The organism is Streptomyces azureus (genome assembly GCF_001270025.1).
Taxonomy (GTDB): domain Bacteria; phylum Actinomycetota; class Actinomycetes; order Streptomycetales; family Streptomycetaceae; genus Streptomyces; species Streptomyces azureus.
Map to the genome: position 1 here is coordinate 53,241 of NZ_DF968231.1, position 22,174 is coordinate 75,414.

Annotated in this window: 19 protein-coding genes; 8 read left to right on the forward strand and 11 right to left on the reverse strand. The window is 70.2% G+C overall.

Annotated elements, in window-relative coordinates; translation table 11 throughout:
- Positions 1-28: 28 nt before the first annotated feature.
- Genes AOQ53_RS09710 through AOQ53_RS09720 form a run of 3 tightly spaced genes read right to left on the reverse strand, consistent with a single transcriptional unit; the run spans position 29 to position 2,717 of the window.
- Complete coding sequence (locus tag AOQ53_RS09710) at positions 29-790, reverse strand: amino acid ABC transporter ATP-binding protein (RefSeq protein WP_059416588.1); 762 nt, start codon at positions 788-790, stop codon at positions 29-31.
- Positions 787-1,728 carry an amino acid ABC transporter permease gene (locus AOQ53_RS09715; protein WP_059416589.1) on the reverse strand — a complete coding sequence of 314 codons (942 nt, stop codon included), beginning with the start codon at positions 1,726-1,728 and terminating at the stop codon, positions 787-789. Before AOQ53_RS09715 ends, AOQ53_RS09710 begins: the two co-directional genes overlap by 4 nt.
- Positions 1,729-1,760: 32 nt before the next feature.
- The gene (locus AOQ53_RS09720; RefSeq protein WP_059416590.1) at positions 1,761-2,717 is read right to left on the reverse strand and encodes an ABC transporter substrate-binding protein; all 957 of its coding nucleotides are present in this window, start codon (positions 2,715-2,717) and stop codon (positions 1,761-1,763) included.
- A 624-nt stretch (positions 2,718-3,341) separates the two neighbouring features.
- Here AOQ53_RS09720 and AOQ53_RS09725 point away from each other — a divergent pair.
- The 4 genes from AOQ53_RS09725 (at position 3,342) to AOQ53_RS09740 (ending at position 6,990) form a co-directional block, all read left to right on the forward strand.
- Positions 3,342-4,574: an NAD(P)-dependent malic enzyme gene (locus AOQ53_RS09725; RefSeq protein ID WP_059416591.1), complete on the forward strand. Its 1,233-nt coding sequence runs from the start codon at positions 3,342-3,344 to the stop codon at positions 4,572-4,574.
- Positions 4,575-5,149: 575 nt separating this feature from the next.
- Positions 5,150-6,115 (forward strand): zinc-binding dehydrogenase, encoded by a 966-nt coding sequence (locus tag AOQ53_RS09730; protein ID WP_059416592.1) that lies wholly within the window; start codon positions 5,150-5,152, stop codon positions 6,113-6,115.
- A gap of 99 nt (positions 6,116-6,214) precedes the next feature.
- Positions 6,215-6,424: an HTH domain-containing protein gene (locus AOQ53_RS09735; protein WP_003992902.1), complete on the forward strand. Its 210-nt coding sequence runs from the start codon at positions 6,215-6,217 to the stop codon at positions 6,422-6,424.
- Positions 6,424-6,990, forward strand: a complete 567-nt coding sequence (locus tag AOQ53_RS09740; RefSeq protein ID WP_059416593.1) for a Clp protease N-terminal domain-containing protein — start codon at positions 6,424-6,426, stop codon at positions 6,988-6,990. The genes AOQ53_RS09735 and AOQ53_RS09740 overlap by 1 nt, the downstream gene beginning before the upstream one ends.
- Positions 6,991-7,009: 19 nt before the next feature.
- Here AOQ53_RS09740 and AOQ53_RS09745 read toward each other — a convergent pair whose 3' ends face one another.
- A complete protein-coding gene (locus AOQ53_RS09745) occupies positions 7,010-8,101 on the reverse strand; it encodes a PadR family transcriptional regulator (protein ID WP_059416594.1) in 1,092 nt (363 codons plus the stop codon).
- A 1-nt stretch (position 8,102) separates the two neighbouring features.
- On the reverse strand, positions 8,103-9,098 hold the full coding sequence (locus AOQ53_RS09750; RefSeq protein WP_059416607.1) for a DUF4097 family beta strand repeat-containing protein: 996 nt from the start codon (positions 9,096-9,098) through the stop codon (positions 8,103-8,105).
- Between the two features lie 149 nt (positions 9,099-9,247).
- Between AOQ53_RS09750 and AOQ53_RS09755 the strand changes: the two genes are divergently transcribed.
- A complete protein-coding gene (locus AOQ53_RS09755; RefSeq protein WP_059416608.1) occupies positions 9,248-10,084 on the forward strand; it encodes a hypothetical protein in 837 nt (278 codons plus the stop codon).
- A gap of 15 nt (positions 10,085-10,099) precedes the next feature.
- Here the strand turns inward: AOQ53_RS09755 and AOQ53_RS09760 are convergent, their stop codons facing one another.
- The 5 genes from AOQ53_RS09760 to AOQ53_RS09780 form a co-directional block, all read right to left on the reverse strand.
- The gene (locus AOQ53_RS09760) at positions 10,100-10,279 is read right to left on the reverse strand and encodes a DUF6104 family protein (protein ID WP_023586593.1); all 180 of its coding nucleotides are present in this window, start codon (positions 10,277-10,279) and stop codon (positions 10,100-10,102) included.
- 86 nt (positions 10,280-10,365) lie between these two features.
- Positions 10,366-14,181, reverse strand: a complete 3,816-nt coding sequence (locus AOQ53_RS09765) for a multifunctional oxoglutarate decarboxylase/oxoglutarate dehydrogenase thiamine pyrophosphate-binding subunit/dihydrolipoyllysine-residue succinyltransferase subunit (RefSeq protein WP_059416609.1) — start codon at positions 14,179-14,181, stop codon at positions 10,366-10,368.
- Positions 14,182-14,462: 281 nt separating this feature from the next.
- Positions 14,463-15,575 (reverse strand): sensor histidine kinase, encoded by a 1,113-nt coding sequence (locus AOQ53_RS09770; RefSeq protein WP_059416595.1) that lies wholly within the window; start codon positions 15,573-15,575, stop codon positions 14,463-14,465.
- Entirely contained in the window at positions 15,572-16,312 is a 741-nt protein-coding gene (locus AOQ53_RS09775) for a response regulator transcription factor (RefSeq protein ID WP_010040369.1), read from the reverse strand. Before AOQ53_RS09775 ends, AOQ53_RS09770 begins: the two co-directional genes overlap by 4 nt.
- 124 nt (positions 16,313-16,436) lie before the next feature.
- On the reverse strand, positions 16,437-17,114 hold the full coding sequence (locus tag AOQ53_RS09780; RefSeq protein ID WP_059416596.1) for a spermidine synthase family protein: 678 nt from the start codon (positions 17,112-17,114) through the stop codon (positions 16,437-16,439).
- A gap of 173 nt (positions 17,115-17,287) precedes the next feature.
- Here AOQ53_RS09780 and AOQ53_RS09785 point away from each other — a divergent pair, with 173 nt between their 5' ends.
- A complete protein-coding gene (locus AOQ53_RS09785) occupies positions 17,288-18,115 on the forward strand; it encodes a rhomboid-like protein (protein ID WP_059416597.1) in 828 nt (275 codons plus the stop codon).
- 12 nt (positions 18,116-18,127) lie between these two features.
- Here AOQ53_RS09785 and AOQ53_RS09790 read toward each other — a convergent pair whose 3' ends face one another.
- Positions 18,128-18,775 carry a GNAT family N-acetyltransferase gene (locus AOQ53_RS09790; RefSeq protein WP_059416598.1) on the reverse strand — a complete coding sequence of 216 codons (648 nt, stop codon included), beginning with the start codon at positions 18,773-18,775 and terminating at the stop codon, positions 18,128-18,130.
- 175 nt (positions 18,776-18,950) lie between these two features.
- Here AOQ53_RS09790 and lon point away from each other — a divergent pair, with 175 nt between their 5' ends.
- Both lon and AOQ53_RS09800 read left to right on the forward strand, forming a co-directional pair.
- Positions 18,951-21,404, forward strand: a complete 2,454-nt coding sequence (gene lon / locus AOQ53_RS09795; RefSeq protein ID WP_059416599.1) for an endopeptidase La — start codon at positions 18,951-18,953, stop codon at positions 21,402-21,404.
- 172 nt (positions 21,405-21,576) lie between these two features.
- Positions 21,577-22,068: a MarR family winged helix-turn-helix transcriptional regulator gene (locus AOQ53_RS09800; RefSeq protein ID WP_059416600.1), complete on the forward strand. Its 492-nt coding sequence runs from the start codon at positions 21,577-21,579 to the stop codon at positions 22,066-22,068.
- Positions 22,069-22,174: the final 106 nt, after the last annotated feature.

Sequence of the window (22,174 nt, forward strand, 5' to 3'; positions counted from 1 at the left end):
CGTACCGCCCCCTTCGATGTGTGTGAAGTCAGAGCACCTTGGACAGGAACGACTTCGTCCGCTCGTGCTGCGGGTTCGTCAGCACCTCACGCGGGTGGCCGGATTCGACCACCACACCGCCGTCCATGAAGACCAGGCTGTCGCCCACCTCGCGGGCGAAGCCCATCTCGTGGGTGACGACGATCATCGTCATACCGGACTCGGCGAGGTCGCGCATGACGTCCAGGACGTCACCGACCAGCTCCGGGTCCAGCGCCGACGTCGGCTCGTCGAACAGCATCAGCTTCGGGTCCATGGCGAGGGCCCGGGCGATGGCGACGCGCTGCTGCTGGCCGCCGGAGAGCTGCGCGGGGTAGCTGCCCGCCTTGTCGGCCAGGCCCACCCGGTCCAGGAGCTCCAGGGCACGCAGCCGGGCCTGGCTCCTGCCCACGCCCTTGACCTGGACCGGCGCCTCCATGATGTTCTCAACGGCCGTCATGTGCGGGAACAGGTTGAAGCGCTGGAAGACCATGCCGATGTCCCGGCGCTTGACGGCGACCTCGCTGTCCTTCAGCTCGTAGAGCTTGTCGCCCTTCTGGCGGTAGCCGACCAGCTCACCGTCCACGTACAGGCGGCCGGCGTTGATCTTCTCCAGGTGGTTGATGCACCGGAGGAAGGTCGACTTGCCGGAGCCGGAGGGGCCGATGAGGCAGAACACCTCGCCGGACTTCACTTCCAGGTCGATGCCCTTGAGGACTTCGAGGGGGCCGAAGCTCTTGTGGACGCCTTCGGCCTTCACCATGGGGGTCATGCGGTGCCTCCCGTCGACGCCGAGCGGTTGGACAGGGACAGCAGGTTCGCCTTGATCTTCTGGAGCGGGGTGGCCGGGAGAGACCTGCTCGAACCACGCGCGTAGTACCGCTCCAGGTAGTACTGGCCGATGCTGAAGATCGAGGTCAGCAGCAGGTACCAGGCCGCCGCCAGGAACAGCATCTCGGCGGGGGCGCCGGAGGTCTGGCCGATGTCCTGGGCCACGCGGAACAACTCGGAGTACTGGACGACCGAGACCAGCGAGGTCGTCTTCAGCATGTTGATGACCTCGTTGCCCGTCGGCGGCACGATCACGCGCATCGCCTGCGGGATGACGATCCTGCGCAGCGTCTTGCCGTGGCTCATGCCCAGCGCCTGCGACGCCTCGGTCTGGCCCTCGTCGACCGAGAGCAGACCGGCACGGCAGATCTCCGCCATGTAGGCGGCCTCGTTGAGGCCGAGGCCCAGCAGTGCCGTCAGGAACGGGGTCATGAAGTCCGACCACTCATCCCGGTAGAACGGCCCGAGGTTGATGTACTCGAAGACCAGGCCCAGGTTGAACCAGACCACCAGTTGCACCAGGACCGGGGTGCCCCGGAAGAACCAGATGTAGAACCAGGCGATCCACGAGGTCACCGGGTTCTTCGACAGCCGCATCACGGCGAGCATGATGCCGCCGACGATGCCGATCACCATGGACAGGATGGTGATCAGGAGGGTCCTGCCCACGCCCTGAAGGATGCGGTCGTCGAAGAAGTAGTCCGGGATCGCGTCCCAGTTGATCTTGCCCTGGGAGAACGCGTAGACGACCCCGACCAGCAGGGCGATGGCGACGACGGCGGAGATGTACCGCCCGTAGTGCCGGACCGGGATGGCCTTGATGGCCTCCGGCCCGGCCGGGGGCGTGTCGCCTGCCGTCTTGTCGATGTCAACAGTCACGGGTGTTGCCTTTCAGTGCCGCTGCGTCGCGGTCACTTGCCGCCGTTGATGGTGGCTTCCTTGATGGCGCCGTCCGTGACGCCCCACTTCTTCATGATCTTCTCGTACTCGCCGTTCTTGATGATCGCGTCCAGCGCGGCCTTGAGGGCGTCCCGCAGCTGCGTCTGGTTCTTGGCGACCGCGATGCCGTACGGAGCGGCCTCGACCTGCTCGCCGACCAGCTGGAAGTCCTTGCCGCCGCCGGAGGTCTTCACGGCGTACGCGGCGACCGGGAAGTCGGACGAGCCGGCGTCGGCGCCACCCGCGCGCAGGCGGGTCTGGGCCTGCTGGTCGTTGTCGAAGGGCTCGATGGCGATCTTCTTGCCGGCCGGGCACTTCTTCGACTCGGCCTTGGCGAGGTCCTCGGAGACCGTGCCGCGCTGCAGCACGATCTTCTTGCCGCACAGGTCGGACCAGGTCTTGATGCCCTGGTCGTCGCCCTTCTTGGTGTAGATCGAGACACCGGCGGTGAAGTAGTCGACGAAGTCGACGCCCTCACCGACCTTCTTGCCGGTGTCGGAGTCGATGCCCTCCTGGCGGTCCTTGGTGTCGGTCATCGCGGACATGGCGATGTCGTACCGCTTGGAGCGCAGACCGGTGATCAGCGTGTCGAAGGTGCCGTTCTCGAACTGGAAGTCGACCCCGAGCTGCTTGCCCATGGCGGCGGCGAGGTCCGGGTCGATACCGACCGTCTTGCCCGCGCTGTCCTTGAACTCGACCGGGGCGTAGGCGATGTCGGAACCGACCTTGATGACGCCCTTGTCCCGGATCGACTTCGGCAGCTTGTCGGCGAGCGGGGCCGACGCCGTCGCGGTCTGGCTGTCCGAGCCGTTGTCCTTGGTCTGGTCACCGCATCCGGTGAGCATCAGCGCGCCTGCGACCGCGATCGCACCGACCGCTGCTAGCCGGGACTGCGCGGCGGTCGTACGACGGGTGGAGCTTGCGGTCATGGTGGGTTCCTCCGGCGGATGGGTGGAGTTGCCGATGGGGCGGGCGCTGCCGATGGGGTTCGACAGTGCCGGGGACTGCCGACGGTGCCGGCAGTGCCGTGGGTCGACGAGAACACACGTCTTCGAGTGTCGCGACCTCGTGTGATTACGGCATCTTGCCATTCGGACTGCGCCATTCTGGGGGCCAGCCATGTCAAAATCGGATAACGGGCGACCCCCGAACCGCACCACTCCGGTACATCACGGCCGGATCTTCTGCGGGAATCACTCCTTCCGGCCGGAAGATCTTCGGTATGTCCAGGGAATCCGATACGGGTCCCGAAGGGTTCGCCGATGCTTGAGCGGTTGTCGAGGGATTGTCCAGGCCTTGCCCCGATATTGGACGAAGAGTCGGGTGCCCGTGTGTGACCTTCGCGTTATGGACTCGTCGTCGGCGCCGTCCGTCCGGTAAGAAGGGTCTTTACACCCCTCATCCGGGGCTCAGGGCGCGTGTGCGGCGCGCCCGTCGCGTATGCGCCCGTACGTATCACGTACACAGCACGACCACGGCCGTACGCGGTCCCGCCCACACCTCACCAGGAGTGGCCACCCTCAGACCAATGAAGATTTAAGGGGTAAAACGAAGTGGCAGCGGAGATCGTCAATCCTCGCAGCGAGAGCACGACGGACCATACGGGTCACGAGGGCGGTGCGGAGCCCCTCGACTCCTTCGATCCGGCGTTCGCGCTCCACCGCGGCGGCAAGATGGCCGTGCAGGCCACGGTGCCGGTCCGTGACAAGGACGACCTGTCCCTGGCGTACACGCCCGGCGTCGCGAAGGTGTGCTCCGCGATCGCGGAGCAGCCGGAGCTCGTCCACGACTACACGTGGAAGTCGTCGGTCGTGGCCGTCGTGACGGACGGTACGGCCGTGCTGGGGCTCGGTGACATCGGGCCCGAGGCCTCCCTCCCGGTGATGGAGGGCAAGGCGATTCTGTTCAAGCAGTTCGGTGGCGTGGACGCGGTTCCGATCGCGCTGAACTGCACGGACGTCGACGAGATCGTCGAGACGGTGGTGCGGCTCGCGCCGTCGTTCGGCGGAGTCAACCTGGAGGACATCTCGGCGCCGCGGTGCTTCGAGATCGAGCGGAAGCTCCAGGAGCGGCTCGACATTCCCGTCTTCCACGACGACCAGCACGGTACGGCGGTGGTGACGCTGGCGGCCCTGCGGAACGCCGCGCGGCTGAGCAAGCGGGCGCTGGGCGATCTGCGGGCTGTCATCTCCGGCGCTGGTGCGGCGGGTGTCGCCATTGCGAAGATGCTGGTCGAAGCCGGGATCGGGGATGTCGCGGTGGCCGACCGCAAGGGTGTCGTGTCGGCGGACCGGGACGATCTGACGCCGGTGAAGCGGGAGCTGGCCGGGTTCACGAACAAGGCGGGCATCAGCGGGTCGCTGGAGGCGGCGCTGGCCGGGGCCGATGTGTTCATCGGGGTGTCCGGTGGGACGGTGCCGGAGGACGCGGTCGCGTCGATGGCCGAGGGAGCGTTCGTGTTCGCCATGGCGAATCCGAATCCTGAGGTGCATCCCGAGGTCGCGCACAAGTACGCGGCCGTGGTGGCTACCGGGCGGTCGGACTTCCCGAACCAGATCAACAACGTGCTGGCCTTTCCGGGGATCTTCGCGGGTGCCTTGCAGGTGCGGGCGTCGCGGATCACGGAGGGGATGAAGCTGGCTGCCGCGGAGGCGCTGGCGGGCGTGGTCGGGGACGACCTCGCGGCCGACTACGTCATTCCGTCGCCGTTCGACGAGCGGGTCGCGCCGGCGGTGACGGCCGCGGTGGCGGCGGCTGCGCGGGCTGAGGGTGTGGCTCGGCGGTAGCGCGTAGCGCGTAGCGCGGTGATGGTTGAGTGGCCCCGCCCGGGTGGGCGGGGTCATTTCTTTTGGGTGGGTGCGGCTGTTCGGGTGGTGTGGTGTGCCTGCGGCGGCCTGTGCGGCTTGGTTGGGGTGCGCGCGTAGCACCCACGCGCGGGTGGTGGGTCGGGGCCGCGCCGGGGGGTGTCCCTCCTCGGAACGGCGCGATGGGGTCGTACGCCGACTGGCTGTCCGTTGACGCGCCAACCGCTGCGGGCGGACACTCCCCCGACAGGCCCCCTTCCGTGGTCCGGCGGGTGCGGGCGCGTGGTCGCCTCCTCCAGCTGCGACGCAAGCCGCTCGGCTGCGGGCTGTGGTCCCGCTCAGCTGCGGGCCGTGGTCCCGTTCAGCTCGGGCCGTGGTCCCGCTCGGCTGCGGGCAGTCGTGCCGCTGGGGCGGCACGGGTGGGCGCAGTGCCACATCATCGCGCCGAGTTGCGCACCCACCCGGGCAGGACACTGACGTCCTGGGCCTGGCAAGAGGGTGTGTCTCACAGGCTTATACGGTTCCTTTGGCCCGGCAGGGAACCTATCGTCAAGGTCATGTTCGCTGTCTATGCCGCCCGAATCGACCGCGACCAGCCACTGGCCGGCCTGGAGTTGGGAGAGCGCCCGGCTCCCGAGAGCCGCCCCGGCTGGAGCACCGTCACGGTCAAGGCCGCCTCCCTCAACCATCACGACCTGTGGTCCCTGCGCGGCGTCGGCCTCGCAGAGGACAAGCTGCCGATGATCCTCGGCTGTGACGCCGCGGGCGTCGACGAGGACGGCAACGAGGTCGTCCTGCACTCCGTCATCGGACAGAGCGGGCACGGGGTCGGCCCGAAGGAGCCCCGTTCCATCCTCACCGAGCGCTACCAGGGCACCTTCGCCGAGCAGGTCGCCGTGCCGACCTGGAACATCCTGCCCAAGCCCAAGGAGCTCTCCTTCGAGGAGGCCGCCTGTCTGCCCACGGCATGGCTGACCGCGTACCGGATGCTGTTCACCAACGCGGGCGTCCGGCCCGGCGACTCCGTGCTCGTGCAGGGCGCCGGGGGCGGTGTCGCCACGGCCGCCATCGTGCTGGGGAAGGCCGCCGGGCTCCGGGTCTTCGCCACGAGCCGGGACGAGGCCAAGCGGAAGCGGGCCGTGGAGCTGGGCGCCGTGGAGGCCCTGGAGTCGGGCGCGCGGCTGCCGCAGCGGGTCGACGCCGTGATCGAGACCGTCGGGGCCGCCACCTGGTCGCACTCCGTGAAGTCGCTGAAGCCCGGCGGCACGCTGGTGATTTCCGGTGCCACCAGTGGTGACCGGCCCTCGCACGCCGAACTGACCCGGATCTTCTTCCTGGAGCTCAAGGTCGTCGGGTCGACGATGGGCACCAAGGACGAGCTGGAGGACCTGCTCGCGTTCTGTGCCGCCACCGGTGTGCGGCCGGTCATCGACGAGGTGCTGCCCATGGACCGCGCGCGGGCGGGCTTCGAACGGCTGGCGTCCGGTGAGCAGTTCGGGAAGGTCGTGCTCACCAATCCCTAGTCCCCCCTGAATGTGCTGACGGCCGGTCCGGGTTCGGGCCGGCCGTTTGGTTTGTCAACTGGGGTTGACGAGAGTGTGGTGTCAACGTAAGTTGACGTCATGACCGAAGCAACCGATCTGGCCGAGCGTGCGGGCGACCGTGATCCACGGGTCGGCCTGCGGGCCGTGGCCGCCCTGCGCAGGCTGCTGGAGCAGCTGGAAGCCGTCCAGGTGCGCAACGCGCGCAACCAGGGATGGTCGTGGCAGGAGATCGCCACCGAACTCGGTGTGAGCAGGCAGGCCGTGCACAAGAAGTACGGGAGGCATTGATGTTCGAGCGGTTCACGAAGGACGCCCGGAGCGTGGTCAAGGGCGCGTTCGAGTATGTGGAGGGCGGTGGTGGCGGGCAGGTCGTGGAGCCGGAGCATCTGCTGCTCGCGCTGCTCGACCGGGAGGGCAGTCGTGGCTCGTTCGCGCTCGCCGCTCTCGGGCTCGGTGAGCGGAGGGAGTCCGTGCGGCAGGCGCTGGGCGCGGCGCGGCGGCGGGCCGGGCTGTCGCAGGCCGAGGCCGACGCGCTCGCCGGGCTCGGGATCGATGTGGAGGAGATCGTCGCCCGGGTGGAGGAGGTGCACGGGGTCGGCGCCATGGCCGGTGACCGGAAGGACAAGGGGTGGTGGTCGGGGCGGGCTTCCTTCGGGCGCGGCGCCAAGGACGTCCTGGAGCGCTCCTTGCGGGTCGCCCTCGCCCAGCGGGACCGGCACATCGGTGACGAGCACATCCTGCTGGCCCTGACCATGCGCCCCGGTGTGCCGGCCGAGGTCCTCGCCGACCACGGGGTGACGTACGAGTCCGTGGTGCGGGTGCTGTACGGGGGCGGCGAGGCCAAGGCCGGGTGACCGGCGGGGTCCCGGCCGCCTACTTCTTCGGGGTGCGCAGCAGTGTTTCGATGTGGGCCGCCGCCGTCGACAGGTGGCGGCGGGCGTCGCGCAGCTGGTCGGGCGTGACGCCGTGGTCCCGGGCCGCGTCGCGGATGTCGTCCCGGAAGCGATCGAGCAGGCGGTCCAGGTCGCGGGCGGGGTCGCCGGTGGAGTCCGTGGCGTCCTCCTGGGCCCAGGCGGGTTCGTAGGCGGCCGGGAAGTCCTCGGCGGGCTGTGAGGGCGCCGACTGCGAGGCAGGCTTGCCTGTGCCTGTGCCTGTGCCTGTGCCTGTGCCTGTGCCTGTGCCGGTCCAGTCGAAGCCGAAGTCCTTGCCGTGGTCCTTGCCGAACTCGCCCACCTCCTTGGCCAGTTCGCTCAGGCCCTCGCGCAGTCCCGTGGGCCAGTCGCCGCGGGCGAAGTGGTCCTGGACCTGCTCTTGGACCCGGCGCGCGATGCGCTGCACCTGCTCCTGGGCCTGGGCGCGGGCCTGTTCCTGGGCCTCCTTCGCCTGGCGGCGGGCCCGCTGGGCGTCCTCGCGGGCGCGGCGGCTCTCGTCCTTGGCGCGGCGGGCCTGTTCCTTCCACTCCTGCCGGGCGCGCCGCATCTCCTCCTTGGCGATGCGCCAGGCGTCCTTGTCGCCGTACTGCCCGAAGTCCCCGAAGGGCGCGTCCTCAGCGCCACGGGTCCCGGTGCCGTTCTCCCGGCGGGCCTCGGTCGCGGCGGCGCGCACCTCACGGCGCAGGTCGCCGGCGGCCCCGCGCACGTCGGCGCGGATCTCCGCGGCCAGTTCCGCGACGGACTCCCGGATCTCCAGCTCGAGGTCGGCCAGTTCGCCGCTGCGGTCGGCCAGTTCCGCGCGGCCCGCGTCCGTGATCGAGTACACCTTGCGGCCACCCTCGGTGGTGTGGGTGACCAGGCCTTCGGCCTCCAGCTTGGCCAGGCGCGGGTAGACCGTGCCCGCCGACGGTGCGTACAACCCCTGGAAGCGCTCTTCGAGGAGGCGGATCACCTCGTAGCCGTGGCGGGGGGCCTCGTCCAGCAGCTTCAGCAGGTAGAGGCGGAGGCGGCCGTGGGCGAAGACGGGGGGCATGTCAGAGCACCTTCTTGTCGGTCGTGCCGTCGGCCGGGACGTCGGCGTCGGCGGCGCCCCGGTCGGAGACGGAATTGTCTCCCGACCGGGCCTGCGGGTCGTCCTGCGGGTCGGCCTGCCGGTCATCCTGCGAGCCGGCCGGCGAGCTGCCGGTGCCGGGCCGGGTGTCCCATGGCTCGTCGGGCTCGTCCTCCCTGGCGGGGCGGCGCAGCAGCGCGATCGAACCGGAGACCGTGGTGGCCCGCAGCTTGCCGTTGCCCGCGCCCAGGCGGCCCGTGATCTTGTGGGCGCCCCACTGGCCGTGCACCCGCAGATCGTCGAAGGCGTTGGAGACCGCGCCGCTCGCCGTGTTGGCCTCGACCTCCGCGTCCGCCGGGTCCGGCAGCCGGATCGCGATCTCGCCCGAGACGCTGGTCAGCCGCACGTCCGTCGGACCACCCGGGTCGAGGTCGACGATCATGGAGCCGCTGACCGAATCGGCCCGCACGGAGGAGCCGGAACCCTCGACCACCGTGAGGTCGCCCGAGACGGAGTTGAACCGCAGGTCGCCGGTCACGTCCTGGGCCTCCATGCTCCCGGAGACCGTGTCGGCGCGGACCGGGCCCGAGAGTCCCACGAGGGTCGTGTCGCCCGTGACGCCCTTCACCACCACCGGTCCCTCGATCCCGGAGATCACGGCTGCCGCGCCGACCACCCCCACCTCCACCCGGGTGGAGGCCGGGACGGCCAGGGAGACCACCGCGCTGCGGCGCCAGCCCTTGCGGTCCAGCCACTTGAGGAAGCCCTTCCAGGGCAGGTCCTCGTAGGCCACCGTGAGGGTCCCGTCCTGATGGGTCACCACCAGGGGCGGTCCCTCGATCTCGGAGATCTCCAGGCGGGCGGAACCTTCGTCCGTGCCCACCACGTTCACCGTTCCGTTGACCAGACGCACGTGAAGCTCGCTCACGGGCTCGTCGAAGGTGAGTTTCCTCGGCTCCGTGACAGACCACTCGGACATGGTGCAGACCTCCCCGACATGACGCGCCATATCGCGTCTTCTGTCATTCACGATATATCGTGGTCCGGGAAAGTCAAGGCACCCGTTCCGGTGGCCTCGGGGGCGTACAAAAGTACCCAAAGAAGGCTGATTCGTCCTAGCGTGTGACCATGCCGACGGAAGCCGACCGCACCGGTCCAGCCCCTGGGGCGCTGCTGTTGTGCCGGGCGGTGCCCGGGGCCGTCGCCCCCGTCGCCCACCTGCTGAGGGAACGGATGCAGCTCACCCGCGCGGGCGACGAATGGAGCGTTCTCGTCCCCGAGGGCGGGCCCTGGCGGGACGCCGGCGAGCCTGTCGACCGGGTGGTCACCGGCTGGGCCACGGCCCTCGCCGTCGGCGCGCCCTGGCCCGTTCTCGCCCTGTGGTGGGACGCCGACCACGCGGGCTTCACGCTCGCTTCCGGTTTCCGCCGCCCGGTCGGCTTCGTCTGGCTCGCGAGCGGTGTCCCGGTGGGGGAGGAGGAGGCGATGCGCACCTTCGCCGCGCGCGTGGGCCTCGACCCCGTCCTGGACCTCCAAGCCCTCGACCAGCTGGCGAAGGCCGACTCCGCGACCGACGCCCGCACCCGTCTGCGCGGCCTGCTGGCGGTCCTCGCGCGCGTGGGCCTCTCGCTGCCTCCGGAACTCGCCCCCGGCCAACCCGCCGACCGCCTCCGGGAAGCCGCCGCACTCCAGCCGGACAGTCTCCCGGTCGAATGGCCGGGCTGGCGCGAGGCGGTCGCGGAACGCGACACCGTCGCCCACAGCCGCCTCGGCCCCTGGACGCCCTGGACCGGTGGCCCCAGGGCGCGCGCCCTGGCCCTCGCCCAAGTGGCGGCGGGCGTCCCGCTCATCGCCTGGGGGCTACGGCGCCCCAGCGGCGGCTGGGGCTGGGCCACGGCCGGAGCGCTGCTCCTGGCTCATGGCGCACTGGGTCTGGCCTACGACCTCACCCACCCACGCGACTGACCGCCCGGGAGCGTCCTACTCCTCGTCCTCGTCGTCCAGCCGCGCCAGCCACGTGGCCAGCCGCTCCACCGGCACCTCGAAGTCGGGGTTGAGATCGACGAACGTCCGCAGCTGCTCGGCCAGCCACTCGAAGGTGACCTCCTCCTCGCCGCGCCGCTTCTCCAGTTCCTCGATGCCACGGTCCGTGAAGTACATGCCGTCAAGGATATGTGCGCGCAAACGGCCGGGCCGCACCCCCGAAACGGGGATGCGGCCCGGCCACGCAGGACGCGCGACGGCGCTTACGCGTCGAACACCTCACGCACCAGCTGCTCCTGCTCGGCCTGGTGCCGCTTCGCGGAACCCACCGCCGGGGACGAGCTGTGCGGGCGCGAGATGCGGCGCAGGCGCTCGCCGTGCGGGACGTCCGCGCCGACCGCCAGGTCCAGGTGGTCGATCAGGTTGAGCGCGATGAACGGCCAGGCACCCTGGTTCGCCGGCTCCTCCTGGGCCCAGAGGTACTTCTCGGCGTTCGGGTACTTCTTGATCTCCGCCTGGAGCTCGGCACCCGGCAGCGGGTACAGGCGCTCGATGCGGATGATCGCCGTGTCCGTGACGCCGCGCTTCTGACGCTCGGCCTCCAGGTCGTAGTAGACCTTGCCGGCACAGAAGACGACCTTCTTGACCGCGGCCGGGTCGACCGACGCGTCGCCGATGACCGGCTGGAACTGGCCCGTCGTGAACTCCTCCGCCTTCGCCGCCGCCGCCTTCAGGCGCAGCATCGACTTCGGCGTGAAGACCACCAGCGGCTTGTGGTGCGGGTTGTGCACCTGCCACCGCAGGAGGTGGAAGTAGTTCGACGGCGACGTCGGCATGGCGACCGTCATGTTGTTCTGGGCGCACATCTGGAGGAAGCGCTCCGGGCGGGCCGAGGAGTGGTCCGGGCCCTGGCCCTCGTAGCCGTGCGGCAGGAGCAGGACCACACCGGAGGTCTGGGCCCACTTCTGCTCGGCCGACGAGATGAACTCGTCCACGACCGTCTGCGCGCCGTTGACGAAGTCGCCGAACTGGGCCTCCCACATCACGAGCGCCTCGGGGCGGGCCAGCGAGTAGCCGTACTCGAAGCCCATCGCCGCGTACTCGGAGAGGAGGGAGTTGTAGACGTTCAGCCGCGCCTGGTCCTCGGAGAGGTACTGAAGCGGCGTGTACTCCTCGCCGGTGCTGCGGTCGATGATGACCGCGTGGCGCTGGCCGAACGTACCGCGCTGCGAGTCCTGGCCCGCCAGGCGGACCGGGACGCCCTCCAGCAGGAGGGAGCCGATCGCGAGGGTCTCGCCCATGCCCCAGTCGATGGTGCCGTCCTCGACCATCGCCGCCCGGCGCTGGAGCTGCGGCAGCAGACGCGGGTGGACGGTGATGTGGTCGGGGATGTTGACCTGGGACTCGGCGATCCGCTTGACGACCTCCGTGGTCACCGCGGTGTTCACGGCGACCGGGAACTCGGCCTGCGGGTCGGTGGGCTCCACGGCGGCCGGCTGCGAGGTGGCCTCGCGGACCTCCGTGAAGACCTTCTCCAGCTGGCCCTGGTAGTCCTGGAGCGCCTGCTCGGCCTCTTCCAGGGTGATGTCGCCGCGACCGATGAGGGACTCGGTGTAGAGCTTGCGCACCGAGCGCTTCTTGTCGATCAGGTCGTACATCAGCGGCTGGGTGAAGGCCGGGTTGTCCGACTCGTTGTGACCGCGGCGGCGGTAGCAGATGAGGTCGATCACCACGTCCTTGTTGAACGCCTGGCGGAACTCGAAGGCCAGGCGGGCCACGCGGACCACGGCCTCCGGGTCGTCGCCGTTCACGTGGAAGATCGGGGCCTCGATCATGCGGGCCACGTCGGTGGCGTACATCGACGAGCGCGAGGACTCCGGCGCCGCCGTGAAGCCGACCTGGTTGTTGATGACGATGTGGACCGTGCCGCCGGTGCGGTAGCCGCGCAGCTGCGACATGTTCAGGGTCTCGGCCACCACGCCCTGGCCCGCGAAGGCCGCGTCGCCGTGGATCGCCACCGGCAGGACCGTGAAGTCCGTGCCGCCCTTGTTGATGATGTCCTGCTTGGCGCGGGAGACGCCCTCCAGGACCGGGTCCACCGCCTCCAGGTGGGAGGGGTTCGCGACCAGGCTGACCTTGATCTGCTCGCCGTCGAGGCCGGTGAAGGTGCCCTCGGCGCCCAGGTGGTACTTCACGTCACCCGAGCCGTGCATCGACTTCGGGTCGAGGTTGCCCTCGAACTCGCGGAAGATCTGGGCGTACGACTTGCCGACGATGTTGGCGAGGACGTTCAGGCGGCCGCGGTGGGCCATGCCGACGACGACCTCGTCCAGGCGGGATTCCGCGGCGCTGTCGAGGACCGCGTCCAGCAGCGGGATGACGGACTCGCCGCCCTCCAGGGAGAAGCGCTTCTGGCCGACGTACTTCGTCTGCAGGAAGGTCTCGAAGGCCTCGGCGGCGTTCAGGCGGCGCAGGATGCGCAGCTGCTCCTCGCGCTCCGGCTTGGAGTGCGGGCGCTCCACCCGGTCCTGGATCCACTTGCGCTGCTTCGGGTCCTGGATGTGCATGAACTCGATGCCGGTGGTGCGGCAGTACGAGTCGCGCAGCACGCCGAGGATGTCGCGCAGCTTCATCATCGACTTGCCGGCGAAGCCGCCGACGGCGAACTCGCGCTCCAGGTCCCACAGGGTGAGGCCGTGCTCGGTGATGTCCAGGTCGGGGTGCTTGCGCTGCTGGTACTCCAGCGGGTCGGTGTCGGCCATGACGTGGCCGCGGACCCGGTAGGAGTGGATCAGCTCGAAGACGCGGGCGGCCTTCGTGACGTCGTCGTCGTGGCTGGCGTCGATGTCCTTGAGCCAGCGGACCGGCTCGTAGGGGATGCGCAGCGCCTCGAAGATGTCGTCGTAGAAGCCGTTCTCGCCGAGCAGGAGGTTCGCGACCTGGCGGAGGAACTCGCCCGAGGCGGCGCCCTGGATCACCCGGTGGTCGTAGGTCGACGTGAGCGTCATGACCTTCGAGATGCCGAGCTTGTTCAGGGTGTCCTGGGAGGTGCCCTGGAACTCCGCCGGGTAGTCCATGGAGCCGACGCCCATGATCACGGACTGGCCGGGCATCAGGCGCGGCACCGAGTGGACCGTGCCGAGGCCGCCGGGGTTGGTCAGGGAGACCGTGACACCGGAGAAGTCGTCCATCGTCAGCTTGCCGTCGCGGGCGCGGCGGACGATGTCCTCGTAGGCCTGCCAGAACTCGAAGAAGTTCAGCGTCTCGGCCTTCTTGATCGCCGCGACGACCAGCTGGCGGTCGCCGTTCGGCTTGACCAGGTCGATGGCGAGACCGAGGTTGACGTGCTCCGGCTTGACCAGGGTCGGCTTGCCGTCCACCTTCGCGAACGAGTTGTTCATCGCCGGCATCGCCTTGATGGCCTGGACCATCGCGTAGCCGATGAGGTGCGTGAAGGAGATCTTCCCGCCACGCGCCCGCTTCAGGTGGTTGTTGATGACGATGCGGTTGTCGAACAGCAGCTTCACCGGGACCGCGCGCACGGACGTGGCCGTGGGCAGCTCCAGGGAGGCGTCCATGTTCTTCGCGACCGCGGCGGCGGGGCCGCGCAGCACGACCTGCTCGGGGCCCGAGGGGGCCTCGGCGGCGGGTTCGGCCTTTGGCTTCGCGGCCGCCGGCTTGGCGGCCGGGGCGGCCTTCGCCGGAGCGGGAGCCTGAGCCGGGGCCTGCGCGGCGGGCTTCGCCGGAGCGGGAGCCGGCGCGGCGGCCGCGGGCTGCTGGGCCGCCGGGGCGGGGGCCGCGGCCTGGGCGGGGGCGGCCTGGGCCGCCGGCTGAGCGGTGGTGGTCCCCGCGGCCCCCGCGGCCGCGGTACCCGCCGGAGCCGAGGCGGCAGCCGCCCCCGGCTTGTAGTCGGCGAAGAAGTCCCACCAGGCTCGGTCTACCGAATTCGGGTCCTGGAGGTACTGCTGATAGATCTCGTCGACGAGCCACTCGTTGGCACCGAACGACGTGGCAGGGTTCTTCCCCGCTTGGTCGGTGTCGGTCGAGATGCTCGAGTTACTGGGGGACTGTGGCGACACGGCGGCAACCGCCCTCTTCCGCTTCACAAGATGATGGACAGCGGGAATCAAGGCTACGCCTCCCGCACCGGGTAGGTCAGGTCGGGCCCGTTCAACGTCGCGCAAGTCACATTTGAAAGCGTGTTTCGGGGCTTGAAATGGCGGGAAACAAGCGTGGTTCCGCTTAAAGAGGGAAAGGCGCAGCCGGGCCTCACGCGCCGATGGCGCGGGCCTGTGCCTGATCACACGTGTCCGTCAGCGCGGACGCCCGTGGATCTTGTGGCTCCGCTTCGAACTTTACGTCAACTTGGCAAAGATGGAAGTCCCGGAAGGGTGACAAGAATCCGGCAACCTCGCTCGGATTCAGCCACTCCGATGCGCCCGCCGTGCAGATCCACCGCCCAGCGGGCGATGGCCAGGCCGAGGCCTGTGCCGCCGTCGCTGCCCGGACCCTGCGACCGCTTGGCGTTGCCGCGGTTGAACCGCTCGAAGACGCGGTGCCACTCGGACTTCGGAATGCCGGGGCCCTCGTCCAGAACCTCCAGCTCCAGCGACTCCGGCAGCGAGCCGCGCCGCGCCTTGACCGTCACACGGCCGTGCGGCGGGCTGTGCTTGACGGCGTTGTCGATGAGGTTGGCCACGACCTGGTGGATGCGCTCCGGGTCGGCGTGCGCGGTCAACTCCGGCGGGTGGACGTCGAGGTGCAGATGGACGTCCGTACGGGTGTGACTGCCCGAGCCGGTGGCGATGCCCGCGCGCACGGAGGCGACCATGTTGGCCTCCTTGAGCACGCCGGACAGATACGGCCACACCTCGAACCGCCGCTGTTTCAGCGGTACGACGCCGTTGTCCAGGCGGGACAGGTCCAGCAGCGTCTCCACCAGCCGGCCGAGCCGCTCGGTCTGCTTCAGGGCCGTGCGCATCGTCTCCGGGTCGGCCTGTGTGACGCCGTCGACGATGTTCTCCAGCACCGCGCGCAGGCCCGCGATGGGGGTGCGCAGCTCGTGCGAGACGTTCGCCACCAACTCCTTGCGCTGGCTGTCCTGGGCCTCCAGCTCGTCGGCCATGGCGTTGATCGTCACCGCCAGATCGCCCAGCTCGTCACGGCGGTTCTCCCGCACCCGGCGGGTGTAGTCGCCCTGCGAGATGGAACGGGCCACCGCGGTCATCTCGTCCAGCGGCGCGGTGAGCGAATGGGCCACGAACTGCGTAATGAGCAGTGTGGCGATCATCGAGAAGACCGTGATGAAGCGCAGCTCCGTCTTCGTGTGCACCGCGATCACCGACAGGCCTGTGGTGATCAGCACCGAGATGACGACCAGCGCGCCCAGCTTGGTCTTGATCGAGAACGGGCTCACCCCGCCCCAGGGTTCCGGATCCCCGGGGCCTCTCCGTGCTCCCGGCCCGCCGCTCATGGCGTCGGGGTCTCCAGGGCGTAGCCCACGCCGTGCACCGTGCGGATCCGCTCGGCGCCGATCTTCCGGCGCAGTGCCTTGATGTGGCTGTCGACGGTCCGGGTGCCGGAGGCGTCCGCCCAGTCCCAGACCTCGGCGAGCAGCTGCTCGCGCGAGAGCACCGCGCGCGGGGTGTTCGCCAGGCACACGAGGAGATCGAACTCGGTGGGCGTGAGGTGAACGTCCTCACTGCGCACCCGGACCCGGCGCTGCGCGTGGTCGATCTCCAGTTCGCCGAGGCGCAGGATGCCGCTGCGCGGCGTCGCGGCGGCCAGCGCGGCCCGCTCCACGCGGCGCAGCAGCACGTGCACGCGTGCCGCCAACTCCCGCATCGAGAACGGCTTCGTCATGTAGTCGTCGGCACCGACGCCGAGCCCGACCAGCATGTCGGTCTCGTCGTCGCGCGCGGTGAGCATCAGTACCGGCACCGGCCGGGCGGCCTGCACGCGCCGGCAGACCTCCAGACCGTCGAAGCCGGGCAGCATGATGTCGAGGATCAGCAGGTCGGGCTGCCAGGCCTCGGCCGTGTCGACGGCGGCCGGACCGTCACCGGCTGTTTGCACGAGGAATCCCTCGGCTCGCAGGCGGGTCGCGATGGCGTCCACGATCGTGGCGTCGTCCTCGACGACGAGAACCCGGCGCTGTGCGCCCGGGGTAGCCGTCGCCGAACCGTTGTGGGAGGTGTGTGTCTGCTCCATCGCCCGCCCCTGGGGTGTGCTTTCCGGAATCAGTGGGGTGATCCCTCGGTCTGCGCATGGTTGCGATTGACGCTTGAATGATCGGCGTCAGGGGAGCAGCGTACGGGGAGTCAGCACACCTTTGCTATCCAGGGCTGATGCCGAGGTGCACGACGTCCGGAACGCCCCGGGCAACCGGGATCTCTTCGGTACGCACCTGTTGGAACCCGACATTCCGCAGGGTTTCTTCGAATTCCGGAGAGGGCTGGGCGGACCAGACGGCGAGCACCCCGCCGGGCCTCAACACCCGTGCGCAGCTTGCCAGTCCGGCCTCTCCATAGAGATTCCCGTTGCCCTCCGTGACGGTCCAGCGGGGTCCGTTGTCGATGTCGAGGCACAGGGCGTCGTACGTGGCGGAAGTCTCATTGACGTAGGCCACGAGATCGGCTTCGACGATTCTCGTGCGCGGATCGGCGAGGGCCTCGGCGGAGAAGGCGGAGAGCGGGCCGTCGAGATGCCATTCGACGATGGCGTGCTCGCGTTCCACGACCGTGATCCCTCCCCAGCGCGGGTCCGCCGCCGCGTGGGCGAGGGAGAAACCGACGCCGAGTCCGCCGATCAGCACGTCCGGGCGGTCCCGGCCGGCCAGGGCGTCCAGGGCCGCGTCGACCAGCCGCCGCTCCGAGCGGCCGTCGGAGGTGTCCATCAGGAAACAGCCGTTCGCGATGATCTCCAGCCGGTCGTCGTGCCGTCGCAGCACGACCTCGCCGTGCGGGCCCTCGCGACGGTCCAGCACATGGGGGATGTCGTTCGAGGTGGGCATCCGAGCATCCTGGCAGGTGGGAGGTGTCCGGCGCCAAGCATTACGGAGCGTCCCGGCGGGGGGACGCGGTGGGCTGCTGTCGGGTTGCTGTGAATCGGCTCTCGCGTGGCGCCCGTCACAGACAGGGAGCGAAGGTGCGCGAAGTGTGGGGCGTGACGGAAGGAGCGCCCGCCGTGGATCGCACCGCGCCGGCCGAGGGGACGGCCACCCCGACGCCGACGGGCGCGCCCGTACCCGACGGGTCAGGGCTGCTGGACGGGGTGCCGCGGCAGCGGGCCGGCGGCCGAGGGCCGTGTGAGGCCGCGGGCCCGGGCCTGCCGGCGCCCATTTCGGTGGAGAAGACTCGGTCCCGGCTCCGGACGCCGCGGCTCTGGCGGCTGCTCCCGACTCCCACGGGTACGCCCTTCACCTTCGGGTACGCGATCGTCCTCTCCCTGACCTCGCTGATCTCCGCGTACGCGGACCCGGCCCTGGTGCACGCCCTGCTCCAGGGTTCCAGTACGGATGTGGCGCACCTGGTGCGGACGCCGGAGCTGGTGCTGGTCGGCAGCGCACTGTGGCTCGCGGGCGGGGTGGCCTCGCCGTTCACGATCGGGTTCGTGCTCGTGCTGACCGCACTGGAACGGCGGATCGGCGGCCTGCGCACGGCCGGTGTCTTCCTGCTCGGGCACGTCCTCGCCACGCTGGCGACCGAGGTCCCGGTCGGGCTGGCGGTGCTGGCGGGGCAGCTCCCCGGAAGTTCGCTGCACCGCCTCGACTACGGCGTCAGCTTCGGCGTCGCCGCCGGCACCGGCGCCCTGGCCGGACTGCTGCCGCCCTGGCTGCGCGTGCCGCTGCTGGCCGGCTTCGGCGGGATGCTGCTCCAGGACCTGCTCGCCTTCACCGACCCGATGACCAACTGGGGGCATCTGATCGCCCTGGCCATCGGTGTCGCGACCTGGCCGGTGGTCCGGCGGTGGCAGGCGAGGGGCGCCGGTTCCCCCGGACCGGTCCGGAGCTGAAGCCGATGCCGTTCAGGTCCGCGGGCAGTGCTTCGCGCTGGTGAGCAGGGCCACCACCTCCCAGCCCAGCGCCTCGTAGAGCCCTCGCCCCGCGGGCGTACCGGCGAGGACACCGGTCCGTGCGCCCTGCTGGACGGCGGTGATCTGCAATGTCCGCATGACGAGGCTGCCGAGTCCCTTGCGGCGATGCTCGGGGGCCGTCTCGATCTGGTCGGCTACGGCCGTGGTGCCGGTCGGGGCGATCTGGCCGCGCGCCGCCAGCGAACCGTCCGGGGCGGCCACCATCACACGCGTCACTCCGCCACGCGACCAGCTGCGCAGCCGGTAGCCGTCGGGCACGTCCGGAGCGTCCGCCGGGGTCAGCGGGACCGTCATCAGGTAGCCGGGCTCGGGGTCGATCCACCAGGTGTCGTCCAGCCAGCCGGCGACCACCGACGGGTCCCCGAACGCCTTCAGCCACACCCCGGCCCCGGTCACCGCGCCGGCCACCTTGCGAACGGCCGCCTCGTCGAGGTCGTCGCCGGTCGCGCCGAACACATGCCGAGTGACGTGCCCGTTCGCCCCCACGTCGATCGTGCAGCCCCACGGCTCGGGCACGGGCGGAGCCGCCCCGCGCGACACGACCCACCCGTCCACCCACGCCTGCACGGTCCCGTCCACGTCGCCCCCTGGTAATAGGCATTCACTGGATTGAGCTATTACGTCGCTGACTCTACGGTCCCGATCGTCCCTGGTGTCACGATCGATCGCTCACAGCGAACGGCGGGTGGGGAACATCCGGGGGCTCCCGTGCATTGAGTCGGCATAGCTCAACTTGACTGCCGAAGGGGAGATCATGGCTTCGACGTGCACACCGCTCACCCTGCCCGTGCTGCCGCTCGACGACGAGGTCGTGCTGCCCGGGATGGTGGTCCCACTGGACCTGAGCGACTCCGAGGTGCGCGCGGCGGTGGAGGCCGCTCAGGCCGCCGCCAGGTCGCAGCCCGGAAAGCCCAGGGTGCTGCTGGTGCCACGCATCGACGGCACGTACGCCAACACCGGTGTCCTCGGCACCGTCGAGCAGGTGGGCCGGCTGGCCGACGGCGATCCGGGCGCGCTGATCCGCGGCCGGGGGCGGGTGAGGATCGGTGCGGGGACCACGGGGCCCGGCGCGGCCCTCTGGGTCGAGGGCACCAGCGTCGACGAATCCGTCCCGGAGCCTTCCCCAAGTTCTCAACTTCGTTCGAACAGGGGAGACCTCTATCCCGGGCACGTCGCCGAGCTGGTCAAGGAGTACAAGGCCCTCGCCACCGCCTGGCTGCGCAAGCGCGGTGCCTGGCAGGTCGTCGACCGGGTCCAGGCCATCGACGACGTCTCGGCGCTCGCCGACAACTCCGGCTACTCACCCTTCCTGACCACCGATCAGAAGGTCGAGCTGCTCGAGACCGCCGACCCGGTGGCCCGGCTGAAGCTCGCGACCCAGCAGCTGCGCGACCACCTCGCCGAGCAGGACGTGGCCGAGGCCATCGCCAAGGACGTCCAGGAAGGCGTCGACAAGCAGCAGCGCGAGTTCCTGCTGCGGCGTCAGCTGGAAGCGGTCCGCAAGGAGCTGCGCGAGCTGAACGGCGAGCAGGAGGGCGAGGAGTCCGACGACTACCGAACCCGCGTGGAGGCCGCCGACCTGCCCGAGAAGGTCCGCGAGGCCGCGCTCAAGGAGGTCGACAAGCTGGAGCGGTCCTCCGACCAGTCGCCCGAGGGCTCGTGGATCCGCACCTGGCTCGACACGGTCCTGGAGATGCCGTGGAACGAGCGCACCGAGGACGCGTACGACATCCAGGGCGCCCAGGCCGTCCTCGACGCCGAGCACTCCGGCCTGGAGGACGTGAAGGAGCGGATCACCGAGTACCTGGCGGTGCGCAAGCGGCGTACCGACCGGGGGCTGGGCGTGGTCGGCGGGCGGCGCGGCGGTGCCGTGCTCGCGCTCGTCGGGCCGCCCGGCGTCGGCAAGACCAGCCTCGGTGAGTCCGTCGCCCACGCGATGGGCCGGAAGTTCGTGCGCGTCGCCCTCGGCGGCGTCCGCGACGAGGCCGAGATCCGCGGTCACCGGCGTACGTACGTCGGTGCCCTGCCCGGCCGGATCGTCCGCGCCATCAAGGAGGCCGGGTCGATGAACCCGGTCGTGCTGCTCGACGAGATCGACAAGGTGGGCTCGGACTTCCGGGGCGACCCGGCCGCCGCCCTGCTCGAAGTGCTTGACCCGGCGCAGAACCACACCTTCCGGGACCACTACCTGGAGGTCGAGCTGGACCTGTCGGACGTGGTCTTCCTCGCGACCGCCAACGTCCTGGAGGCCATCCCGGAGGCCCTGGCCGACCGGATGGAGATCGTCCGCCTGGACGGCTACACCGAGGACGAGAAGGTCGTCATCGCGCGTGACCACCTGCTGCCGCGCCAGCTGGAGCGGGCCGGGCTCGACAAGGACGAGGTGGCCATCGACGAGGGCGCGCTGCGCAAGCTCGCCGGTGAGTACACGCGCGAGGCGGGCGTGCGCAACCTGGAGCGGTCGATCGCACGGCTGCTGCGCAAGGTCGCGGCCCAGCACGAACTGGGTGAGCGGGAGCTGCCGTTCACCGTCCGGGACGAGGACCTGCGCGACCTGATCGGACGGCCGCACCACGTGCCCGAGTCCGCCCAGGATCCGGCCGAGCGCCGGACGTCCGTGCCGGGCGTGGCGACGGGACTCGCGGTGACGGGCGCCGGCGGTGACGTGCTGTACGTCGAGGCGTCGCTGGCCGACCCGGAGACGGGCGCGGCCGGGCTGACTCTCACCGGTCAGCTGGGGGACGTGATGAAGGAGTCCGCGCAGATCGCGCTGAGCTTCCTGCGCTCCCGCGGTGCCGAGCTGGAACTGCCGGTGGGTGATCTGAAGGACCGGGGCGTGCACATCCACTTCCCGGCGGGCGCGGTCCCCAAGGACGGCCCCAGCGCCGGCGTCACGATGACCACGGCCCTCGCCTCGCTCCTGTCCGGCCGTCTGGTCCGCACGGACGTGGCGATGACCGGCGAGGTCTCGCTGACCGGCCGGGTCCTGCCGATCGGCGGTGTGAAGCAGAAGCTGCTGGCGGCCCACCGCGCCGGGGTCACCACCGTGATCATCCCCAAGCGCAACGAGCCCGACCTGGACGACGTCCCGGCGGAGGTGCTGGACAAGCTCGACGTCCACGCCGTCACCGACGTCCGCCAGGTCCTGGAGCTGGCGCTCGCGCCCGCCACCGCGGACGCGGCGCCGGAGGTTCCGGTGGCCGCGTGACGGAGGCCATCGGATGAGGGAAGGCCCGGGTCCCGTGAGGGAGGCCCGGGCCTTCACCATGTGGCGGCCCTGTGGACGCGCACCCCGTGACCTGCGGAATACTTGCCGAGCTGCGGCGATGGCCGCAGGTGGCGGAAAATGCAGGTACCGGGACAACCGAGGCAGGGCTCACGTGCACCAGGACGGCAACGACGACGGACACCGGGACGCCTCTCTGGCCGGAACCGGTGTGGATCAGCCTGCCTTCCTGGCGCTGGAGCGGGAGCTGACCGTGCTGCTGCGGCGGGCCCGGGCCAGTCAGGGCGAGATGGCCCGGGAGGTCCACCCCGACCTGGAGTCGTCCGCGTACGGCCTGCTCGTACGGCTGGACGAGTGCGGCAAGCAGCGGGCCACCGAGCTCGCCGCCTACATCGGCGTCGGCAAGGCCACGATGTCCCGCCAGCTGCGCGCCCTGGAGGAACTCGGCCTCGTCGCGCGCGAACCCGACCCCGCCGACGGCCGCGCCTGGCTCGTCGCCCTCACCCAGGAGGGCCACGACCGGGTCCGCCGGGTGCGCGAGGCCCGCCGCGCCCGCTACGCCGGCCGCCTGGCCGACTGGGACACCCACGAGGTCACGGAACTGGCCCGGCTGCTGCACCAGCTCAACCGGGGCATGGAGAAGTAGCACCCAGCGCCGGTGCGACAACGGCCCGGCGTCTAGAACCAACGCCGTTCAGTTAGGCGTGGGGGCTGTTCGTCAAGGCTGGAGAACGAGGCAGCGGAGCTGCTGT

Excerpts from the sequence above, each read along its gene's own strand:
- AOQ53_RS09710 (WP_059416588.1), bottom strand. The coding sequence starts at position 790 with ATGACCCCCATGGTGAAGGCCGAAGGCGTCCACAAGAGCTTCGGCCCC.
- AOQ53_RS09720 (WP_059416590.1), bottom strand. The coding sequence starts at position 2,717 with ATGACCGCAAGCTCCACCCGTCGTACGACCGCCGCGCAGTCCCGGCTA.
- AOQ53_RS09730 (WP_059416592.1), top strand. The coding sequence starts at position 5,150 with ATGTTCGCTGTCTATGCCGCCCGAATCGACCGCGACCAGCCACTGGCC.
- AOQ53_RS09735 (WP_003992902.1), top strand. The coding sequence starts at position 6,215 with ATGACCGAAGCAACCGATCTGGCCGAGCGTGCGGGCGACCGTGATCCA.
- AOQ53_RS09740 (WP_059416593.1), top strand. The coding sequence starts at position 6,424 with ATGTTCGAGCGGTTCACGAAGGACGCCCGGAGCGTGGTCAAGGGCGCG.
- AOQ53_RS09745 (WP_059416594.1), bottom strand. The coding sequence starts at position 8,101 with ATGCCCCCCGTCTTCGCCCACGGCCGCCTCCGCCTCTACCTGCTGAAG.
- AOQ53_RS09750 (WP_059416607.1), bottom strand. The coding sequence starts at position 9,098 with ATGTCCGAGTGGTCTGTCACGGAGCCGAGGAAACTCACCTTCGACGAG.
- AOQ53_RS09755 (WP_059416608.1), top strand. The coding sequence starts at position 9,248 with ATGCCGACGGAAGCCGACCGCACCGGTCCAGCCCCTGGGGCGCTGCTG.
- AOQ53_RS09760 (WP_023586593.1), bottom strand. The coding sequence starts at position 10,279 with ATGTACTTCACGGACCGTGGCATCGAGGAACTGGAGAAGCGGCGCGGC.
- AOQ53_RS09770 (WP_059416595.1), bottom strand. The coding sequence starts at position 15,575 with ATGAGCGGCGGGCCGGGAGCACGGAGAGGCCCCGGGGATCCGGAACCC.
- AOQ53_RS09775 (WP_010040369.1), bottom strand. The coding sequence starts at position 16,312 with ATGGAGCAGACACACACCTCCCACAACGGTTCGGCGACGGCTACCCCG.
- AOQ53_RS09780 (WP_059416596.1), bottom strand. The coding sequence starts at position 17,114 with ATGCCCACCTCGAACGACATCCCCCATGTGCTGGACCGTCGCGAGGGC.
- lon (WP_059416599.1), top strand. The coding sequence starts at position 18,951 with ATGGCTTCGACGTGCACACCGCTCACCCTGCCCGTGCTGCCGCTCGAC.